Annotated in this window: 18 protein-coding genes; 9 read left to right on the forward strand and 9 right to left on the reverse strand. The window is 36.3% G+C overall.

What is annotated here, in order from left to right:
- Position 1: 1 nt before the first annotated feature.
- A complete protein-coding gene (locus tag MED134_RS14435; protein ID WP_148305677.1) occupies positions 2–874 on the reverse strand; it encodes a hypothetical protein in 873 nt (290 codons plus the stop codon).
- A 633-nt stretch (positions 875–1507) separates the two neighbouring features.
- Here MED134_RS14435 and MED134_RS14440 point away from each other — a divergent pair.
- Positions 1508–1870 (forward strand): hypothetical protein, encoded by a 363-nt coding sequence (locus MED134_RS14440; RefSeq protein WP_038600618.1) that lies wholly within the window; start codon positions 1508–1510, stop codon positions 1868–1870.
- A gap of 157 nt (positions 1871–2027) precedes the next feature.
- Here the strand turns inward: MED134_RS14440 and MED134_RS14445 are convergent, their stop codons facing one another.
- From MED134_RS14445 to MED134_RS14465, 5 genes are all read right to left on the reverse strand, one after another.
- On the reverse strand, positions 2028–3689 hold the full coding sequence (locus MED134_RS14445; protein WP_237747134.1) for a serine hydrolase domain-containing protein: 1662 nt from the start codon (positions 3687–3689) through the stop codon (positions 2028–2030).
- A gap of 57 nt (positions 3690–3746) precedes the next feature.
- Positions 3747–4691, reverse strand: coding sequence for a helix-turn-helix domain-containing protein (locus MED134_RS14450; RefSeq protein WP_237747135.1), 945 nt, complete (start codon positions 4689–4691; stop codon positions 3747–3749).
- 558 nt (positions 4692–5249) lie between these two features.
- Complete coding sequence (locus MED134_RS14455; RefSeq protein WP_038600626.1) at positions 5250–6548, reverse strand: sulfatase-like hydrolase/transferase; 1299 nt, start codon at positions 6546–6548, stop codon at positions 5250–5252.
- 14 nt (positions 6549–6562) lie between these two features.
- Positions 6563–7783 (reverse strand): cytochrome-c peroxidase, encoded by a 1221-nt coding sequence (locus tag MED134_RS14460; RefSeq protein WP_038600629.1) that lies wholly within the window; start codon positions 7781–7783, stop codon positions 6563–6565.
- Between the two features lie 304 nt (positions 7784–8087).
- The gene (locus MED134_RS14465) at positions 8088–8498 is read right to left on the reverse strand and encodes a DUF4293 domain-containing protein (protein ID WP_035329128.1); all 411 of its coding nucleotides are present in this window, start codon (positions 8496–8498) and stop codon (positions 8088–8090) included.
- 201 nt (positions 8499–8699) lie between these two features.
- Between MED134_RS14465 and rho the strand changes: the two genes are divergently transcribed.
- From rho to MED134_RS14490, 5 genes are all read left to right on the forward strand, one after another.
- A complete protein-coding gene (gene rho / locus MED134_RS14470; RefSeq protein ID WP_038600632.1) occupies positions 8700–10424 on the forward strand; it encodes a transcription termination factor Rho in 1725 nt (574 codons plus the stop codon).
- A 395-nt stretch (positions 10425–10819) separates the two neighbouring features.
- The gene (locus MED134_RS14475) at positions 10820–11095 is read left to right on the forward strand and encodes a DUF2061 domain-containing protein (protein ID WP_038600635.1); all 276 of its coding nucleotides are present in this window, start codon (positions 10820–10822) and stop codon (positions 11093–11095) included.
- 2 nt (positions 11096–11097) lie between these two features.
- Complete coding sequence (locus MED134_RS14480; protein ID WP_038600638.1) at positions 11098–11718, forward strand: phosphoadenosine phosphosulfate reductase family protein; 621 nt, start codon at positions 11098–11100, stop codon at positions 11716–11718.
- Between the two features lie 7 nt (positions 11719–11725).
- Positions 11726–12658: a sulfate adenylyltransferase subunit CysD gene (cysD, locus tag MED134_RS14485; protein ID WP_052084265.1), complete on the forward strand. Its 933-nt coding sequence runs from the start codon at positions 11726–11728 to the stop codon at positions 12656–12658.
- 64 nt (positions 12659–12722) lie between these two features.
- Positions 12723–13967 carry a sulfate adenylyltransferase subunit 1 gene (locus MED134_RS14490; protein ID WP_038600641.1) on the forward strand — a complete coding sequence of 415 codons (1245 nt, stop codon included), beginning with the start codon at positions 12723–12725 and terminating at the stop codon, positions 13965–13967.
- 169 nt (positions 13968–14136) lie between these two features.
- Here MED134_RS14490 and MED134_RS14495 read toward each other — a convergent pair whose 3' ends face one another.
- Positions 14137–16008 (reverse strand): SulP family inorganic anion transporter, encoded by a 1872-nt coding sequence (locus MED134_RS14495; protein ID WP_038600644.1) that lies wholly within the window; start codon positions 16006–16008, stop codon positions 14137–14139.
- 254 nt (positions 16009–16262) lie between these two features.
- Here MED134_RS14495 and MED134_RS14500 point away from each other — a divergent pair, with 254 nt between their 5' ends.
- From MED134_RS14500 to MED134_RS14510, 3 genes are all read left to right on the forward strand, one after another.
- Positions 16263–16934 (forward strand): hypothetical protein, encoded by a 672-nt coding sequence (locus MED134_RS14500; RefSeq protein WP_038600646.1) that lies wholly within the window; start codon positions 16263–16265, stop codon positions 16932–16934.
- 78 nt (positions 16935–17012) lie between these two features.
- The gene (locus tag MED134_RS14505; RefSeq protein WP_038600649.1) at positions 17013–17642 is read left to right on the forward strand and encodes a hypothetical protein; all 630 of its coding nucleotides are present in this window, start codon (positions 17013–17015) and stop codon (positions 17640–17642) included.
- A gap of 6 nt (positions 17643–17648) precedes the next feature.
- Positions 17649–18983: a histidine kinase gene (locus tag MED134_RS14510; protein ID WP_038600650.1), complete on the forward strand. Its 1335-nt coding sequence runs from the start codon at positions 17649–17651 to the stop codon at positions 18981–18983.
- A gap of 78 nt (positions 18984–19061) precedes the next feature.
- Here MED134_RS14510 and MED134_RS14515 read toward each other — a convergent pair whose 3' ends face one another.
- Positions 19062–19907, reverse strand: a complete 846-nt coding sequence (locus tag MED134_RS14515; RefSeq protein ID WP_038600652.1) for a TerC family protein — start codon at positions 19905–19907, stop codon at positions 19062–19064.
- A 3-nt stretch (positions 19908–19910) separates the two neighbouring features.
- Positions 19911–20291: a hypothetical protein gene (locus MED134_RS14520; protein ID WP_038600655.1), complete on the reverse strand. Its 381-nt coding sequence runs from the start codon at positions 20289–20291 to the stop codon at positions 19911–19913.
- Positions 20292–20395 lie beyond the last annotated feature (104 nt).

Consider the following 20395-nt stretch of genomic DNA (forward strand, 5'->3'; position numbering starts at 1 on the left):
ATTATTTAGTAGATTTTCTAATCTTAGAATTAAGTTCTGTTATGTGCTTAGACTTTAATCTATAAGAAAAACCAGACATATACTTTCTATAAAGTATCTCTCCAGTTTTTGCATTAACTACTTGCAGAAATCGTTCGGCGTTCATACGTACATAACGTAAGTAATAAATGTTTTCTCCATTCATTATTTTATCGCTTAATAGGTCATCAGCTATTATTTCAAACTTGTAATTATACTTTTTAAAGATTTTTGTAATGTTTTCTTCATTTTCCTCACTGTCTTTACCTCTCCAAGAATCATATTTAATAGTCATATAAGAGGGTATATATAACGTCTTTGAAGCAAGGTTTCTTAAACCAGGAGTGTGGTCGTTTCTATAGAGCCAATAACTCTCTCCCTTTTTTAGAAGATTATTTATTTTTTGAAAGTAGTTTCTTAAAAATCCCGGTTTGTAGTTAAAAAAGACATCTTGTGTATAGAGTGTTGTGAAGATTGAGTTCATATCATATCCCATAGAAGTATGAATGAATTCATCTTTTGGAAAAATGAGGATACGTGCGATGTTTATTTCATTATCATTGAATATTCCGTTTATTTTCTTTTTTCTCTTTTTAGGCGAGAGTTTACTCAGCTTAGAATTGATTTTTTTATTATTATACATCTTTATATCTATGTAAGTAAAGAGAGAATAATAACTACCACCAGAAGCCATTGTAGAATTAATTTTATGTCCGCCCAGCTCAACAATAGAGTATTTATCACTTAAATAATCCACTTTTGAGAATTCGCTTGCAGGTATAATTTTATAAGGTGTGACAGTCCATATATCTTTTAGAATTGTCTCATATTCTTGTTTGTCATAAATAGTAGACAATACAAATATGGTTTCGGTTTTTTTAAATTTCGAGAGGTTCTCTTTTTTCAATTTTGACAATCCGCCTATGTGTTTATTAGACACAGATATTTGTGCAATAGACGAAAAACCAATAATGAATACTAGTAGTGTGACCGAGCGCTTGAATAATTTCATTGTAAGAATAAGGTGTAGTAAAACAGATCACGGCATTGAAGTAGATACCTTATTTTGCCAGATAACCTGTATTGATTTGTTTTTTAATTGATTGTCTAAATATACAAATGAATTTTAACTAGTACATCATAAGGCACATTAACAGTTTTAATTTATACCATTACGCTTTCGCGAAAGCGTACATAGAAGAACGCGAAAAATCACCGATATCACAGCATCAAATAACCTTTTAAAACAATCTATTACCATCATAAAATGAGAAAATCTTTATGATGAAAATTACAAATCACAATGAGTCCAAAAGCTACAATTAAGCCCCGTCTAAGCAAAGGTGATTTTTAACTCAGTTTTTTGTTGTTTAACTTTTTATTAAATTATTTTCAATTATTATGTCCTTATTTTTAACTATCAATTTTATTGTATTGATATTTTGAAGATTCTTCAAAATTAGGTAGTATCAATATTAAATTTAATATTATGAAAAATCACATTTTAAGTTCAGTTTTAGCGTTATTTATTTCAGTCTCTTTGTATGCTCAAGAGCCTCAATCAAATTTTAATGAAGGTGATGTTTTTCAAATTGGGACGGTAGATTATAATAATTATAAGCATATCAATTTTCCGAAGGCAAACTTTATTATAAAAAAAGGAGGAATTGTAAATTACGAGAATGTTAAAGGTCAAAGAGTGGTAATAACCTCAATTAAAGAGAAAAGTAATGGGAAGAAAGTCGCAACAATAAAACTTGCTGATTCAGGAAGGTTTTTTAACAGTCATAAATATGTAACTGTAGATGTTGATGCGGCATTAAAAAATGAAGAGTTGTTACCTGTTAAATAAAAAATTCACTTTTAAAGGCTTTCTAAAATAGAAAGCCTTTTTTAATATAAAATCTAGAAGACTCTATATAGATTGTTGTAGATCAATAGTTTTAAGATTCTACTCCAAGCGCACCTAGAGTAGACTTGTTTTACTTATTAAAAGAAGGGAAATGGCGTTAATCTTTATCTATTATTGCTGGTAAAATATATTCACTTATCATCTTATCAACATTAGTATGGGCACTGGGACTATTATATGCTGAAGCAGTTATAACGATGACAAATGGGATGTTTTTGAAAATAAAAATCTTATTTCCACCTCTTCCGCTACAATAAGATACTTCATATTCTTTGTCGTTATATTTATAGACTTTATTCCAAAATAAATAGCCATAGTGACCATTTTCTGTTGGTCGTTTCACTTGCTTAGCTAAGCTCTTTTTAACCCATTGTTTACTTAAAATTTGCTTGCCATTCCACTTTCCATTATTCTTATATAATTGTCCGTATTTAGCAAAATCAATAGCTCTTAACTGTATCCCGCCAGCGGTATTACCAACTTTTTGAGGTGTGTATTGCCACTTATATTCAGTTATACCAAGAGGGTTAAATAGTTTTTTATCTGCATAAGACACTAAACCACTAGGGACAGATTGATGTATGATATCTCCTAGTACCACTACACCTGCTGTAAAATAAATGTAGTCTTCTCCTATGGTTCTACCTTGTTGCATAGGTAAATCAAGTGTAAATTTTACCCAATTTTTTGTAGGGTACATATTTTCTTCATTTCCAGGGTTACTATAGTCTGCATCATCACCAAGAAGCCCAGAACTCATTGTTAAAAGAGATTTTAAGGTTATAGCATCTTTTTTAGGACTATAATTATCAAAAGACTTTAGGTCGTAAAAATCTTTTAATAAGACGTTTTCGTTTTTTATGAAACCCTCTTGAATTGCAATTCCCATCATTGTTGAAGCAATAGTTTTACCCACAGATCTTGGGTCGTGCAAGCTATTTCTGTTTTCACCATTAAAGTATTCTTCTATTAAAAGCTTATTGTCTTTTATAACCACTATGCCATTAATATCTTCAAAACGTCCTTGTGCAATTTTTCTGTTTAGAGCTTCTATTTTAGTACTGTTGTAAGTATCATTAGATAATTCCCAACCACTATCAGGTTGTATTTTTTGAATAGGGACTAAGCTTTTATCTATAAAGGCTTGTGTGTTAATAGTACCTTTTGCAAGAATCTCGCCTATCTTCAATGTATCTTCTTTTACATATGGTCTTACTTCGATACTTAAAGAATGATTGCCTTCTAAAAGAACATCTTGACCTCCTCCTAGTTTCATAAATTTTAACCACATAAACCAACCCCAAAAGTCAATTTGTGTGGGATAAACTAATGGTACTAAATGTTTGAGTTGCGTAGTTTTTGAGTCAATTGTTCCTGCTCCCTTGTTTAGGTTTTCTACATAAATTACTTCACCATCAACTAAAAATGAGAACTGAAAATTTCCCTTATTTAATAATTGATCTTGTGATAAGTGTGGTGCTAGCGATTTAATACTTTCAATAAGGGGTTTTTCTAAGGTAAAGTCAATGCTGAGAAACTTATCTTTATTGAGAGTAAAACTATTTGAATAATTATTTGGTGTAGGCTTATTTTTTTTAAAGTCAACTTTTGAAAAATGCAAATTCTCTATTTCATTTGTTTGAGAATTTTTTGCGGTTGATTGCGTCCTGCCTTTGCAAGATATTATTAAACAAGCAAGGAGCACTAAGTAATAGTTTGAGTTCATAAATGTCATTTGATTTTTGATTGAAATATTCATCAAATCTAGTACTTAATTAAAGTATCAAAAGCCCCATTTTATAGAATGGCACTAATTTTAATCCTTCTTAGGGGTACTTTTTATTGACTTTTTATAATATATAGGAGTTACGCCCGTAATATTTTTGAAAACCCTATTAAAAGTCGTTTTTGAATTGAAACCGCATTCATAAGACATTCCCAATAGCGTTATGTGATTGTATTTATCACTGTGTAATTTATCAATAATGGCATTTACACGATATTCATTTACAAAGTCAGAAAAGTTTTTACCTAAGCCATCGTTTATTATTTTGGACAATAAATTGGGATGTATATTGAGATTATCTGCCAGAGACTTTAATGTTAATTCTGAATTAAGGTAAAAAAGATTAGTTTCCATCTGTTCTTTTAGCCAAGATGCTTTGGTTAAAATTTCCTCAGAGGGACTTTTTGTGGTTTCTTGAGATGAGTTAGTCTTGTAAATATCATTTTGTTTATTAGACTCAAGTAAAATTATTTCAGGTCTTAAAAATGCTTCTGCACTAATCCAAATAGTTATAATAGAGAGTAGCATATAAATAGGGTAATAGTCACTTATATCTAATTGAAAATCATAGATTATATAGTCTATAAACGTATAGGGCACTAATAAAAACCAAAGTATTGCAAATAAGATAAGTAATCTGTACAACCACCTTAAACTATATGCATCATTATTACTATAGTTTTTCTTGAGCCAAGAATGATAGGTTTTTATTAATCTAAGTGCATATATACAATAGGTTATAATAGAGATAATTGCCAGAAGTTGAGTAATAGGCATTAGTATAAGATAAGTTTCTGTTTCTATACCAATAACATTATTTGAAAGAGCATCTTGACTAATAATAATATGTACGCATAGTTCTATAATTACAGGCAAGAAATGAATACTATCTCTTTTAGAAAGGTGGTAACTATAGTTAGTTGTCTTTTTTACATATAAATATAATAATGGACCAAGAGCTAATGAATAGTTCAACGGTATTAAGTAAAAATGTGGTAGATAATTTGTTATTTGAAAATCTATACTCAACACCCATATATTCCAAAAAACAATAATGAACGTTACTAGGCCCAGTAATACATTAGCTTTTTGATTTATCCGCCTAGTGAAAATAAGTAGTAGCCCAAATGTGAAACCTATAAATACAGATGCTATTATAATAAGGTTAAAAAAATTTAAATTGAATTCACACATTAATAAATGACGTTCTTTTTACAATATGAAGCTTATCAAAAGTTAGTCTTTGATAACGTGGTTAGTAAAACGCTTTTGGTTTTGATTTGTAAAGCTCGTTGTACAACTAGCCACTTTATAACCAAGCGAAACTCCCGGTAACTACCGAGATTGCTAGATAGCCTGTATTGTTTTGTTTTTTAATTGATGGCTTAAATATACACTTATTTAAGACGTTATCATTCTAGCTTCGGGTGGCTCAATTTTTCTGGAGGGGATCCCGTTTTCGCGAAAGCGTAATTAAGATTCTCTGTAACGATAACTCAATGCGGTAAAAATAAACTTAGTAGCTTCTGAAGCTTAATTTCTTATCGCATTTAGTTCGGTTTCCAATGCTGTTTTTATGGCGTTTTGGGTAGTTGTGAGTGTTCCATTCAATAAATTCTCTTGCTCGTAAGGGTCATTATTAAGATCATAAAGTTCTGCATCACCATTAATGGTTTGGAAAAGCTTATAATCACCATTGCTTATAGTCCAAAGGTTGTTTACTCCGTCATCTTTTTCACAATATTGATAATCTCTTATACTGGCTGACTGTGATAGTAGGGTTTTAAAACTTTTACTATCATTAATGTTACTACTAGAGACACCAGCTAGTTGTGCAATTGTTGCAAATATGTCTGTACTTGTTATCAAGTTATGATCGATTCCGGTTCTTAGAACTCCTTTGCCAGCTATAAATAGTGGTACATTTATGCCACCTTGATTAAGGGAGCCTTTTGCCGTAAAGAAATTATATGGATTTTGTGCTACCTCATTAGGCGTTCCATTATCTCCTATAAAAATAAGTACAGTATTGTCTTTTTCTTCCTCAGATAAAGAAGCTAGTAGTTGCCCTATTTGAAAATCCATAGCCTCTATTGCGGCCATATAGTATGGTGTTTCATCCATTCCATCTGTAAAAGGTGGCAAGTTGCCTTGAGAGTGCATATCGCTAGGTGGTACGTGATAAGGCGTGTGAGGGGCATTATAGGCTAGCCATAAAAACCAGGGCTTGTCTTGTGCATTTACCCAGTTTATAGCTAGGTCTGTAAATTTTGTAGTAGCATACGCTGTCTCGATATTGCTCACTCCATCTTCTGTAAGTAGCCAGTTATAGTAACTTTGTGGCGTACCTCTTAAAAGACCAGTGTAGTAATCAATCCCAAATACCTCTGGATTAAAGGTACTACTATTGCCAGAAAGGTGCCATTTACCTATAATAGCGGTCGCATAGTCATTGCTACTTTCTTCAGTAATATATTGTTGTAAACTTCTTTCTGATAGATTAATCTCATCTCCAGCCCATTTTACCCCTGTTCTATAACCGTATTTACCAGTAAGCATAGAAGCCCTAGTAGGGGAGCAGGTAGGATAAGACCAGAAATTAGAAAAAGAGAGTCCTTCATTTCTAATGGCATCTATGTGAGGAGTAATAGGTTTTATGGTTCCTTCTGTAAATCCTGATATTGCATCCTTTCCTAAATCATCTGCTATAATAAATAAAATGTTTGGAGCATCTTCTGTACTATCATTTGTAGGCTGTATTACAGATGTCTCATCTATAGAGCTACAACTTAAAACGAGTAGTAAGGTGCAGCTCAAAAAGTAAAATTTCATAAAACAGGAGATATTTAGTTGAAAGGGTTACTGTATTTCTCATCACTTATCATTTGTATATCTGTAAGTGTATTAAGAAAAGCAACAAGAGCATTTTGTTCTTCTTGCGTGAAGTTAAACTGGCCTACTTCACCATTTGAGTTTACAAGAGGAGTGATAAGGCTAGAATGATTTTTTATACCAGAACTATAATGGCTCACTACTTCCTCAAGTGTAGAAAATCTACCGTCGTGCATATATGGCGGAGTTATACCTATATTTTTAAGAGAAGGCACTTTAAATTTGCCTATGTCATTAGGGTTTTCAGTAGCTTCATTTACACCTAAGTCTGTTGTAGATGTCGCATCTAGGCCATTTGTTGTAGCAAAAGAAGTAAGTGTAAAATTAGTATTAGGTAATGGGCCTATAAAAGCTTCTGTTTGATGGCAAGCGGCACAGTTTCCCATCTCACCATTAGTGAGTTCTCTGGGCATAAAAAAGAGCTGTTTTCCTTGGTTTTCTTCTGTTGTAAAACTTGGAAAAGGAGCAAGCGGAGAGGAAACTTCACTTCTCGCTTGATCATACCTAGAGGTGGTACTTACCATACTTCTTACAAACTGAGCGAGCGCGCTAGAAATTCTGTCTGTGGTAACTGTAGCGTCTCCAAAGGCTTCATTCATTAATGGTGGGTAATACTCCTGGTCATTTACTATCTGGATAAGCTCTGTGAGGGTTAGTCCCATCTCTACTTCATCTTGAAAAGGCATTAATACTTGATCTTCTAGCGTTTGTGCTCGTTCATCCCAAAAAAACTGTCCATCGGCATAAAATCTAGCATTTGCAAGACCCATAGAATGTCTTCTAGTAAACTCGCCATCAAAACCTTCACTTAAAACACGTACGTCAGAAAAACCGTTTGCAGCTTGATGACAAGACGCGCAAGAGGTTGAGCCATTTGCGCTTAATTTTTTATCATAAAAAAGTACTCTCCCTAGTGTTGCTCCCGCATCTGTAACTGCGTTGTTACTTGGCGTGTTGTCATATGCCGTTACAGACTGAAACTGGAACTGATCAGGAAATTGACTCTCTGTATAATAATCAGGAAGTTCAATATTTGCATAGTTAAAATAATCCTCAGGTAAGTTTAATTCTGCTAGTTGATTATCATCTATCGGAGTATACTGCTCATCATCTGTCGTGCTACAAGAGCAAAGAACAATTACCATAAGTAAGAGCGTTGCGATAAGATTTTTCATAAAGTGAGAGTTGGTTAGTCCTTATATTAAGACGCAGTTTTTAAGAAAAGGTTTAATTGAGAGATATTACAAGCTCGTTTTGTGTTTTAAAGTTATTTGATTTGAGATTTAAATACGCTTTCGCGAAAGCATACATAGAACTATAACCGCCTCAATTCAATTTCTACCACCTTAATGGCAACTAGTATAATAGCAGTTAAGCAGTTACAGCCTGTAGTCCATCGCCAAAAAATAACCCATAAAAAAAGCCTCCCAAGATTAAAAGGAGGCTTCTACGCACTAATAAAACTAAGATTTTATAAGTCTATCGTAATCTATCTACAGATTTTACAAGATCTTCATCGCGCTTGATTGCCTTGTTTGCCAAGACTAGTAAAACGATAGAAACAAGCGGAATGATCATCCCAATACCCTTCTCAAGAACCGCCGTCCCTCCAGATAAGATTTGTGATCGATATACCAATACACCTAATAAAACAAAGTTCAATAAGATATTAAGACGTCCTAAGACGAATTGGTTTTGTCTTTTGCTCCATAAAAATATGGAAATAAATGAGAGTACAGCACTTACACTAAAAAGAGTAATGTAAAGTACCTCATCTGCAGCCCATACAGCTTCACCCGTAGCATCTGCATATAGGCTAAAGGCATACGGCAAGCCTAAAGAGGCAAGCGCTGCAAGTAATAAATAAACGGTTTGAATACGTTGTATCAAATCTTTTACATTTTTTATATACCAGCAAAAATAAGTTTCATTTTGTGATATTGCTAAGAAAACTTTAAAAATAAAATTGTATCATTGTTGTATAATATCATAACAAGCTCTCCGCTTGTTATTTAATTACTTCAATATTCGTATCAAATTCTTCTTTTGGTACATAATAATCACTCGATTTTTAATTTACTACATTATTAGATGTTTGACATTTCAGAATTAAAAGCAAAGAAGCTTCCCGAGCTTCAAGAAATTGCAAAAGGAATAAACGTTCCTAAGTTTAGATCCTTAAAAAAACTAGATCTAGTTTATAAAATACTAGACCTGCAAGCTGCAGACCCAAAAAAGGTAGAGGCCGTAGTGCCAAAAGGTAAGGAAGAGTCTGCTCCAGCACCTAAGCCTAAGCAAGAGCGTAAGCCACGTACACCTAGAGCACCTAAGGCTACTACAGAGGCAAAAGCTACCACTCCAGAAGACAAGAAAGAAGCCCCAGCACAAAAAGAGGCTCCAGCAAAGAAGGAAGCCGTAAAGCGTGAGCCAGCAAAAGCTAAGGTAAAAGATACAGAAGAGGCAAAAACACCTCAAAAACGCGACACTCATAAAGACAAGCGTTCTAATAATAATAACGATAAGCGCTCTAGCAATGACAACCGCCAGAGCAACGACAAGCGCTCATCTCGCGATAATAATCGCAACAATAATAATAACCGCAATAACAACCGTAATAACCGTAACCAGAAAGATGGTAATACACACGGTAACAACGGTAATAAGGATAATCGCAACCGCTACCGCGAGCCAGATTATGAGTTTGAAGGTATTATAGAGAGCGAGGGAGTACTAGATATTATGCAAGATGGTTACGGCTTTTTACGTAGCTCAGATTATAATTACCTAGCATCACCAGATGATATTTATGTATCACAATCACAAATACGTCTCTTTGGTCTTAAAACCGGAGACACTGTACTAGGTGTGATACGCCCACCAAAAGAGGGAGAAAAGTACTTCCCACTTATTAAAGTAAGCCGTATAAACGGTCTTAACCCTAACATTGTGAGAGATCGTGTCTCTTTTGAGCACCTCACACCATTATTTCCTACAGAAAAGTTTAACCTAGCAGAGCGTCAAGCCAGTATCTCAACGCGAGTGATGGATATGTTTGCACCTATAGGTAAAGGGCAGCGTGGTATGATAGTATCACAGCCTAAAACGGGTAAAACAATGTTACTTAAAGACGTTGCAAATGCTATTGCTGCAAACCATCCAGAGGTATACCAGATTGTACTCCTTATAGATGAGCGACCAGAAGAGGTAACAGATATGCAACGTAATGTAAAAGGAGAGGTTGTAGCCTCTACCTTTGATAAAGAAGCACACGAGCACGTAAAAGTGGCAAACATTGTACTCGAGAAGGCAAAACGCCTCGTAGAGTGTGGTCACGATGTAGTAATACTACTAGATTCTATAACACGTCTCGCAAGAGCATATAACACCGTACAGCCAGCTTCTGGTAAGATTCTTTCAGGAGGGGTAGACGCAAATGCACTACATAAACCTAAGCGTTTCTTTGGAGCAGCACGTAATATAGAAGGTGGAGGGTCACTTTCTATTATAGCGACAGCACTTACAGAGACCGGTTCAAAAATGGACGAAGTAATCTTTGAAGAGTTTAAAGGTACTGGAAATATGGAGCTACAGCTGGATCGCAATATTGCAAACCGCCGTATCTTCCCAGCTATAGATCTTACCTCTTCATCTACACGTCGTGATGATTTACTACACAGTAAAGACACCTCACAACGTCTATGGGTATTACGTAAGTATCTAGCAGATATGAACCCAGTAGAGGCAATGCAGTTTATGAGTGATCGTATACGTAGCACAAAAAATAATGAAGAATTCTTGATCTCTATGAATCAGTAAGACCACTTCATAACCCTTATAAAAAACCTCTTGAGCTATCTCAAGAGGTTTTTTTGTTTAACGTGTTCGTTTAAGGAACACTAGGGTAGGAGCATCTTATTAAAAGTAGTATCCCGCTTTACATTGCAATTCCTCATTGCGCTGCGCTAAATTGCGGGATTTTCATTACAATCGGGGCTAGCGAGTAGGGATATGGCATTTTTTCTAAATGACGAAATGAGTTTATATATAGGGTGGTGTAGGTAATCTATTGTATGTCAATATATTGAATTGTCTATGGGCAATGGGTAAATGTAAAAGCAATGCTAAAATTGTTGCTCAGCCCAAAAATTTACTTACTTTTGCCTATTAGTCTAGTAATCCCATAGATTAATAGATGTATATTAGACAAAACAATGATTTTAGATCAAATCTTTTTACAAAGAGACAAAGATAAAAGTAAATCATACCAAAAAGATAAAACTTCAGAAAAGCCTATGCGTAGTATCGTAAAGGCACTAAGCTGGAGACTCGTTGGTACATTAGATACTCTTTTTGTTTCATACCTATTAACAGGGGAGTGGTTACTAGCCACTTCTATTGCCTCTATTGATTTTTTAACAAAACTTATTCTTTACTTTGCGCACGAGCGCATCTGGAATAAAATTAACTGGGGAAAAACCGCATCATAACTATGTACACAGCAAGTGATATAGACGCCCTCAACGCGCGCTTTGCAACTGCAACGCCGCAAGAGGTAATAAGCTACGCCATAGCACAGGCTAGCAAAGCTATTATAACAACAAATTTTAGACCCTACGAGGGAGCATTGCTACACGCAGTGACACAAGTAGCACCACAACTGCCTGTTGTATGGTGTGACTCGGGTTATAACACAAAAGCAACTTACACACACGCGCAAGAGCTTATAGAGACCCTAGACTTACAAATAGACCTTTACGTGCCTAAACAAACGAGGGCTCACAGAGATATCCTTATGGGTATCCCATCTATAGATGACCCACAGCACGCAGTGTTTACAGAGCAAGTAAAGATTGAACCATTTACTAGAGCAATGGCGACACAAAAGCCAGATGTGTGGTTTACGAACTTACGCAAGGGGCAAACTGCTCTGCGCGACTCACTAGATATTTTTAGTGTAAGTAAAGCAGGCGTACTTAAAGTGAGTCCGTTTTATAATTATAGTGATAGTGATCTAGATGTTTACCTTAAGGAGCATAACCTTCCTAACGAGACAGATTATTATGATCCTACAAAAGTGCTAGCACATCGTGAGTGCGGCATACACCTTTAAAAAAATTATGGATACTACAATACAACCTATTACAGATACTAAGGCTACGCTTGCACTCAATCCATTAGAGAGTGAGGCGGTTTACATTTTTAGAGAAGTCGTAGCTCAGTTTGACCGTCCGGTGTTATTATTTTCTGGAGGGAAAGACAGTATAACGCTTGTACGACTAGCACAAAAAGCCTTTTTTCCGGCTAAGATTCCTTTTCCATTATTACATATAGACACTGGGCACAACTTTCCAGAGACAATTGCCTTTAGAGATAAGCTTGTAAAAGAGCTAGGTCTTGAGCTTATAGTACGTAACGTACAAGATGCCATAGATGAAGGTAGAGTGACAGAAGAGACGGGTAAATATGCCAGTCGTAATATGTTGCAAACCACCACACTTCTAGATGCGCTAGAGGAGTTTAAATTTGATGCGGCTATAGGTGGTGCACGTCGTGATGAGGAAAAAGCAAGAGCTAAAGAACGTATCTTTTCTGTGCGTGATGATTTTGGACAGTGGGATGAAAAAAACCAGCGTCCAGAGTTATTTAACTTCTTAAACGGAAATATTGATCACGGTCAGAATGTGCGCGTGTTTCCTATAAGTAACTGGACAGAACTAGATGTGTGGAGCTACATTGCTTCAGAAAAAATAGAAATTCCTAGCATCTATTTTGCACACCAGCGCAAGACCTTCTTAAGAGATGGTATGCTTTGGTCTGCACAAGATGATGTAGTTTTTAGAGCAGAAGATGAAGAGGTTGTAGAGCGCACAGTGCGTTTTAGAACGGTAGGTGATATGTCTTGTACAGCAGCAGTACTCTCTACAGCAGACACTATTGAGAAAGTAGTAGGAGAGATACGTACCTCTACCATTTCAGAACGAGGTGCTCGTATTGATGACAAGCGCTCTGAGGCCGCAATGGAAAAACGTAAACAACAGGGATACTTCTAGGAGGTAAGGCTGTTTAACTTTTCGCGAAAGCGTAAAAGAAATTCAAAGATTAAGACACAATACAATGGACGTATTAAAGATAGCAACCGCTGGAAGCGTAGATGATGGTAAGAGTACTCTAATAGGGAGGTTACTATACGACACAAAATCGCTCACTACAGATAAGCTGGAGGCGATAGAAAAGAAGAGTAAGGCAAATGGATTTGATTATCTAGACTTCTCACTTGCGACAGATGGTCTGGTAGCAGAGCGCGAGCAGGGTATTACTATAGATGTAGCACACATCTATTTTAGCACGGCAAAGAAGAGTTATATCATCGCAGATACACCTGGACACGTGGAGTATACGCGTAATATGGTGACTGGAGCATCTACATCACAAGCATCTATTATTCTTGTAGATGCACGTAAAGGAGTGGTAGAGCAAACGTACCGTCACTTTTTTATAAATGATTTACTACGTGTAGAAGATATTGTAGTTGCGGTAAACAAGATGGATCTTGTAGATTATAATGAGGAGGCTTTTAACAAGATTGTTTCAGATTTTGGAGCGCTTACGCAAAAGCAACAGTTTAAAGCGCAACGTATCACTTTTGTGCCTATAAGTGCTTTAAAAGGTGATAATGTGGTAAATGCCTCTACTGAGATGCCTTGGTATGACGGTGAGACTTTACTAGAACATTTAGAACAATTAAATCCTTCTCAAGTAGAAGAGGTGGGAGCAAGGTTTCCAGTGCAAACTGTTATACGCCCTAAGCAGGATCAATATCACGATTTTAGAGGATATGCAGGTAAAGTTTCTGGAGGAGCGCTAGCAGTAGGTGATGCTGTGACGGTTCTTCCTTCTGGTAGAAATTCTGTAATAAAAGATATTTTATTTTATAATGCATCTTTTACTAAAGTAGATGCTGGTAACTCGTGTACCATCACGCTAGAGGATGATATAAATGTAAGTCGTGGTGATATCTTAGTTAAAAGTGCGCAAGCACCTAGTCTTACTAAAGAGCTACAGGCTACCATATGCTGGATGGATAATAATGCACTTGTACCTGGCACAAAATACTTAGTACAGCAGGGTACGGCTCAAATTTTAGGAAAAGTAAAAAGTATAAATAGCATTGTACATACAGACTTTTCTGGTGTAGATGCTACAGATAAACTTGTGCTTAACGATATAGGTAAGGTAACTATACAGCTTAGTAAGCAGGTGCTTAATGATCAGTTTTTAGATAATAAGCAAACAGGGTCATTTATACTTATTGATACGCAATCACACGCAACAGCGGGTGTAGGTTTTATAGGTTCTTAATATGTCATAGTTGTTGGATACTATTCGATATAAAAAAAGGCGCTTTATAGCGCCTTTTTTTTGTCTTTCAACTCAATTGGTTGATGTGAGTGTTGTAGCTCTTTAGAAATTGTCTCTATTGTTTTAGAGAGGTGTGCATCCCCTTGAGACAAGTTTCATTTTTATATTGCTAGGCCTCTGTCTCTAGCACTCCAGAAAGTACGTGATAACGAGGGTCATCTACACTTTCTTCAATTACTTTGTCAAATTTAGGAGAGGCTTTGCGCATTAAATCTTTACACTCTGTACTGAGATGCTTGAGTGTGATTGTTTTGCCTACGGCTTCATACTTCTCAAGGAGTACAAAAATAGCTTCTAGGGCAGAGTGGTCTGCGACTTTTGCCTCTATGAAGTCAATTTCTATGTGGTCTGGGTCACCGTTTATGTCAAACTTAGAATTAAAACTCTGAATACTTCCAAAGAATAATGGGCCCCAGATCTCATATACCTTTGTGCCATCTGCTTTAAATTTCTTTCTAGCTCTAATTTTCTTAGCGCTACTCCAAGCAAATGATAAGGCTGCTATAATTACACCTACAAATACAGCAATAGCAAGATCAAAAAATACAGTCACTGCAGATACTATAATAAGAACAAATGCATCTGATACTGGTATTTTTTTAATAATTCTAAAGCTAGACCAAGCAAATGTCTCAATAACCATCATAAACATTACACCCACGAGTGCAGCAATAGGCACTTGCTCTATAAAGCGATCTGCAAATAGGATAAAAGTAAGTAGGGTTACAGCCATCATTACTCCAGAAAGTCTACCACGACCTCCAGCGTTAATGTTTATTACTGTTTGCCCTATCATACCACAACCACCAGTTCCTCCAAAAACACCACTCACGATGTTACCCGCTCCTTGTGCGACACACTCTCTGTTTCCATTACCTCTAGAGTCTGTCATCTCATCTACCAGGTTCATAGTCATCAAGGTTTCTATAAGTCCGACAGAAGCTGCAAGAAATGCATAAGGCGCTATAAATTTAAGCGTATCAAGATTAAATGGTAAATTACTCCATAGGTCAAATACATTGAGCTTGCTTGAGATTTCTGCCATACCATTTAAACCGGCACCACCACCATCTCTTATAAACTCACCTACGTTTACAGCATCTAAGCCTCCAAAAATCGATATTAAGGATACAATAACAATAGCTGTAAGTGCAGCAGGGATTTTTGGAGTTAGTTTTGGTAATCCCCATACAATGAGCATTGTAAGCAGTACAAGGCCTATCATTGTAAAGAGTGACTTGCCTTTCATCCAGGTTTTTACAACTCCTTTATCTTTTACAGAGTAAAAGCCATCTTGTGACGCATTAAAAACTACCTTTTGTGTATTTGTATCATAAACTTGTCCGTCTGAGAGTACAAATACTTCCTTGTTTGTTGCTTTGTTTATGACTGAGTTTCCTTCTATTGTAAATAGTACGGTATTAGAAACTTTGTCTTTTACTTCATTATCAGATACGGTATAAACGAGCTCTTTTGAAGCTGTTTTACGCATATTGTCACCGGCATAATCTTTCTTATTTTCTTTAAACATCCCTAGTTGTGCAAGAAATATAACGATGGCTAGACCGTTTACAAACCCCATCATTACTGGATGTGGTATCAAACGCACAAACTTCCCTAGCTTGAATAAGCCAGCAAATACCTGAATAACTCCCATTAATACCACAGCGGCGAGTAAATAGAAGTACCCCATATTTTCAACAGGCTGATCAAATAGTAATCCCTTTGCGTGGCCTTCTTGAATCATCTGTACAAAAATCACAGCAACAGCTCCTGCAGCACCAGAGATTAACCCTGGTCTACCGCCAAAAAGCGCAGAGATAATACCAATAACAAATGCCCCAAATAAAGCAACAATAGGGCTTATTTGTGCTACAAAGGCAAAGGCAACTACCTCAGGTATCATTGCTAGAGAAACGGTGATACCAGATAGAATATCGTTTTTAGGATTTGCAGTAAAGTTGTTAAAAATGCGTTTCATAGGTCGTTTTTAAGAAGCCGCAAAGATAGGGTATTCTTAAAGGATAGACAGTGCTCGTTTTAGGATAATTATGACGCCTATTTTCGCGAAAGCGTAAATTCAAATGTATAAGAAATCTGAACTGGACTGTCAGAACTACAACTCGGTAGCTTATTTGTTCAATTGGGTCGTAAGGTTTTTGTAATCCTTAAGATACGGTTCATATTTGTAGTGTCAATCAATAGAGGTTATCCTTACTATAAAATTTATCAATTATGGACTATGCTACATTTTTTAAGATATTTATCACGCTACACGCAGTAGGTGGGTTTATTTCTCTCATCTCTGGTACTATTTCTGTTATAGCTCGTAAGGGTAATGTGTGGCACAAAAAGTCTGGGATGATTTTTTATTATGGGATGCTTACAGCGGGTATTTCAGGTATTGTGGCTTCGCTACTGCCAGATCACAACAATCCGTTTCTGTTTGTGGTAGGACTATTTAGTGTATATCTCGTGCTTTCTGGGTACAGAGCGCTTAGATTTAAGAGCGTACGCAAAATGGCAGATCTACGCTGGGACAAAGTTATCTCTTGGTCTATGGCTATTATAGGTGTGGGTATGCTAGCTTATGGAGGTTACTTACTTTATTATGGACTTACAATAGGCTGGGTACTCCTTGTTTTTGGTACTATAGGTTTGCTTAATGCCATAAACGATTTAAGAGCAATGCGAGATTTAAAGCTATTGCGCAAGAAGTACTTACGACTACATATCGCAAAAATTTCTGGGGCATACATTGCTGCTTTTACAGCCTTTTTTGTCACAAATAGCGTATTACCGTCATTGTTGAGTTGGCTATTACCTTCGGTTTTTGGGATAATTTTCATCTCTTATTGGATGCGTAAGACAAGACTTGGTAAGAAAATTACAACTGAGACTGTATAAATGACAATTGGGTAGATTACGCTTTCGCGAAAGCGTACTTAAAACCATCTTTACATCATCAATCAAAACAACACTATTATGAAACACTTACTTCTTATTATCGCATTATGCAGCAGTACCTTTCTCGTGGCTCAAACTAAATATGAGCAGGGTATGCGCAAAGCAATGGAACTCTGGGACCAAGATAAACTTGATGAGGCTTCAAATCTTTTTGAGCGTATCGCAACGGTAGAAAAGGATAACTGGTTGCCCTCATACCACGTGGCACAAATAGCCATTGTGAAGAACTGGCGAGATTTTGAAAACCAAAATGAAACAACGCTCAAAGTAAATGGGGATAAGGCGCAGGAGTATATCAATGCAATGCGTACGATAGAAAAGGATAACCCGTATGCAGATTATCTACAAGCGCAGTTATATACCGTGTGGGTAGCTTATGATGGTATGAAGTACGGAATGAAATATGCCGGTACCATAGGTGAACTGTACCAGAAAATGGTTAAAAAAGATCCAGATAATCCCATTTTTATAGCAGATAAGGCGCAGTGGGATATGGGGAGTGCAAAGTACTTTGGCAGCTCAATTGAGCCGTATTGCGAGGAGTTAAAGCGCGCCATTGAGCTTTTTGCTACCTTTAAACCTGAGACGGAGTTCCATCCCAAAGGAAATGTAAAAAGAGCTTTAGAAAGTGCAGAGGCTTGTAATTAAGAAGAAATGAAGTATTATCTAACAGAGTTTGCAAAGGCAAATATTGTAGGCTTAACCATATTTATCGTTCATAGTATCATACTGTACGTGCTGGGTAACCCTTGGTATGGAGATGGAGTAATAACCTTTTTTATCCAAAACCAAATCTTTTCTGTAGCGCTGTATGCAGTAAATACGATGGTTATAGTAAATTTTAGAAAACGTTTTACCGCTACTCTGTGGAATTTTAAGGTGCTTACTTATGCGCTTATTGCGCATATTGCTGTGACTTTAGTTACCGTGTTTGTTCTGCGATTACTACTTATCACGAAGTATTACAACATTCCTTTAGATCAATATTGGGCTAGTGAAGGTCTCGAGGATTATATATTTCCTTTTATAATAACAGCTGTCGCCACTACCTCGTTTTATGCGGTGAGTCGCTGGAAGAGAAAGCAAGAGAGTAAAGTAAAGGAATCTAAAATTATTGCAGGAGCCGCCTCTGCAAAGTTTGATGCACTTAAAAATCAGCTGGATCCTCATTTTTTATTCAACAGTTTAAATGTGCTAGCAAGTCTAATTGAGGAAAACCCTAGACAGGCAACCAAGTTTACCACTTCGCTTTCAAAAGTATACAGATATGTACTAGAGCAAAAAAATAAAGAACTAGTGCCTCTAGAAGAGGAGCTTGCCTTTGCTCGTACGTATATGAATCTTATTAAAATGCGTTTTGAAGACAGTATTGTGGTAGACATACCTGAGCAATCTTCTCACTCAGAGTACAAAGTGGTGCCGCTATCGTTACAATTACTATTAGAAAATGCTGTAAAGCATAACCAAGTAACTCCTTCAAATAAGCTTCACATAAGAATCTATGAAGAGGGAAATACGCTATATGTGACTAATAACATCCAGAAAAAACAAGTTGTAAAGAAGAGTAGCGGTGTAGGTTTACAAAACATACGCCAGCGCTACGGCCTGCTCACGAGTAGTGATGTTGTTATAAAAGATGATGGTGCAAACTTTCAAGTAGGTGTGCCGTTACTTACACAAGCTGGACAAGCTAGTTTTGAACCTAAACAAACAGAGTATCTAGAGGATAAACGTTATCAACGTGCAAAAAAGAAGGTAGAAGATCTCAAAGGATTTTACATACACTTCACTATTTATGCGATTATGGTGCCTGTCTTTATTTATTTTAACGTGATGTCTACCAGTTTTCCTTGGGCACTTTTTCCTATACTGGGATGGGGCTGGGGTGTTGTAGGTCACGCCTCTGAGGTGTACGGCTGGAGCCCTATATTTAATAAAACCTGGGAAAAACGTAAGATAGAGAGGCTTATGGAGGATGATGATTTCTAAGTTCTATAATCTGTCACATAAAAAAAGTGTCTTTAAACCGTAGCCTAAAGACACTTTTTGCATTCTGTAGAATAAATGTTAGTCCTTTTTAAGGTGTTCTACATTTTTCTTCATTTGTATTTGTGCTCCAGAGTCTTTTGTTTTCATCGCTCTGTATTTGAAGTTTATAAACTCTACCAGTAATGAGAAGGCAATCGTAAAGTATAAATAACCCTTAGGGATGGCTCCTACGCTTGATCCAAAGATTTCTAGGTGTGATAGGTGCGCGCCTTCTGCAATAAGCATAAAGCCTATTAAAATTAAGAATGACAGCCCTAAAATCTGTAAAGATGGGTGCTTTGCAATAAAGTTTCCTACAGGGTTTGCAAAGAGCATCATTATCCCCACAGAGATAACAACTGCTATCACCATAATGATTAATGCATCTGTTGGATTGTCAGAGAGTCCGTTAGTCATCCCGACAGCCGTAAGTATAGAGTCAAAAGAGAATACAAGGTTGATTACTGCAATTTGTACAATGGCATTACCTAGCGTAGTAGAGCTCTTTTTTGAAATCTCTTCTTCTTCTAGTCCTGTCTCATCCACCTTCTCGTGTATCTCGTGTACAGACTTCCAGATAAGGAAGATACCCCCTGCAATAAGTATAACTGCTTGCCAGCTTATGCCTCCCGTTATCCAGCTCGCGTTTATATGCCAGAAAGGAGCACTTAAAGCCACAAGCCACGATATCCCAAAAAGTAATGCGATACGCATACCCATTGCAAGTGCAAGACCAATATTAGTCGCTTTTTTACGATCCTTTTGCGGAAGCTTTTCTGCGGCGATAGATATAAAGATGATGTTATCTATACCTAATATGATTTCAAGAAAGGTAAGTGTAAGCAGTGCAATCCAAGCATCTGCAGTGGTAAGAATGTCAAACATTAGTTAGTCGTTTTTTTTTGCGGTTCCGCGTTGTTTGTTGGTTTCTCCTACGAGGGAGTACTCAAAGGTATAAAAATCTCCGTCAGTAGCTATGATTTTCATATGTAGTGCTTTTTCCTCACTCATACTTTTTGGGTTCAACTTCTTAACGATGTACTCACAATCATTAATCCATCGCACAGAAGAGGAGTCTGCTTTACCATTAAAAAAATCTACTTCAAGAGTATCGTTACGTGTAAATGTTGTGGCTACAAGTTCGCCATCTAGAAGTGTCTCAAAAGTGAAGGTGCCCGTCTTAAAATTTGCACAATCTCGCTCTGGACTTTTACAGCTTAAAGCGAAAAAAAAACAAGCAACAACCGAGTAAAAAAAGATACGTTTCATAGACTACAAAAATAATATACAAAGAGTTGGAACTCGTAATTTGAAACCTCTTTTTTAGAAGGTTTTAAATTGCCAAAAATGACCTAGGTTATTTAATTAGATAA

The sequence above is a fragment of the Dokdonia sp. MED134 genome, from assembly GCF_000152925.2.
Lineage (GTDB): Bacteria > Bacteroidota > Bacteroidia > Flavobacteriales > Flavobacteriaceae > Dokdonia.

What these genes read in the sequence shown, in the direction of transcription:
- MED134_RS14440 (WP_038600618.1), top strand. Translation starts at nt 1,508, where the DNA reads ATGAAAAATCACATTTTAAGTTCAGTTTTAGCGTTATTTATTTCAGTC.
- MED134_RS14445 (WP_237747134.1), bottom strand. Translation starts at nt 3,689, where the DNA reads ATGAATATTTCAATCAAAAATCAAATGACATTTATGAACTCAAACTAT.
- MED134_RS14455 (WP_038600626.1), bottom strand. Translation starts at nt 6,548, where the DNA reads ATGAAATTTTACTTTTTGAGCTGCACCTTACTACTCGTTTTAAGTTGT.
- MED134_RS14460 (WP_038600629.1), bottom strand. Translation starts at nt 7,783, where the DNA reads ATGAAAAATCTTATCGCAACGCTCTTACTTATGGTAATTGTTCTTTGC.
- rho (WP_038600632.1), top strand. Translation starts at nt 8,700, where the DNA reads ATGTTTGACATTTCAGAATTAAAAGCAAAGAAGCTTCCCGAGCTTCAA.
- MED134_RS14475 (WP_038600635.1), top strand. Translation starts at nt 10,820, where the DNA reads ATGATTTTAGATCAAATCTTTTTACAAAGAGACAAAGATAAAAGTAAA.
- MED134_RS14480 (WP_038600638.1), top strand. Translation starts at nt 11,098, where the DNA reads ATGTACACAGCAAGTGATATAGACGCCCTCAACGCGCGCTTTGCAACT.
- cysD (WP_052084265.1), top strand. Translation starts at nt 11,726, where the DNA reads ATGGATACTACAATACAACCTATTACAGATACTAAGGCTACGCTTGCA.
- MED134_RS14490 (WP_038600641.1), top strand. Translation starts at nt 12,723, where the DNA reads ATGGACGTATTAAAGATAGCAACCGCTGGAAGCGTAGATGATGGTAAG.
- MED134_RS14495 (WP_038600644.1), bottom strand. Translation starts at nt 16,008, where the DNA reads ATGAAACGCATTTTTAACAACTTTACTGCAAATCCTAAAAACGATATT.
- MED134_RS14500 (WP_038600646.1), top strand. Translation starts at nt 16,263, where the DNA reads ATGGACTATGCTACATTTTTTAAGATATTTATCACGCTACACGCAGTA.
- MED134_RS14505 (WP_038600649.1), top strand. Translation starts at nt 17,013, where the DNA reads ATGAAACACTTACTTCTTATTATCGCATTATGCAGCAGTACCTTTCTC.
- MED134_RS14510 (WP_038600650.1), top strand. Translation starts at nt 17,649, where the DNA reads ATGAAGTATTATCTAACAGAGTTTGCAAAGGCAAATATTGTAGGCTTA.
- MED134_RS14515 (WP_038600652.1), bottom strand. Translation starts at nt 19,907, where the DNA reads ATGTTTGACATTCTTACCACTGCAGATGCTTGGATTGCACTGCTTACA.
- MED134_RS14520 (WP_038600655.1), bottom strand. Translation starts at nt 20,291, where the DNA reads ATGAAACGTATCTTTTTTTACTCGGTTGTTGCTTGTTTTTTTTTCGCT.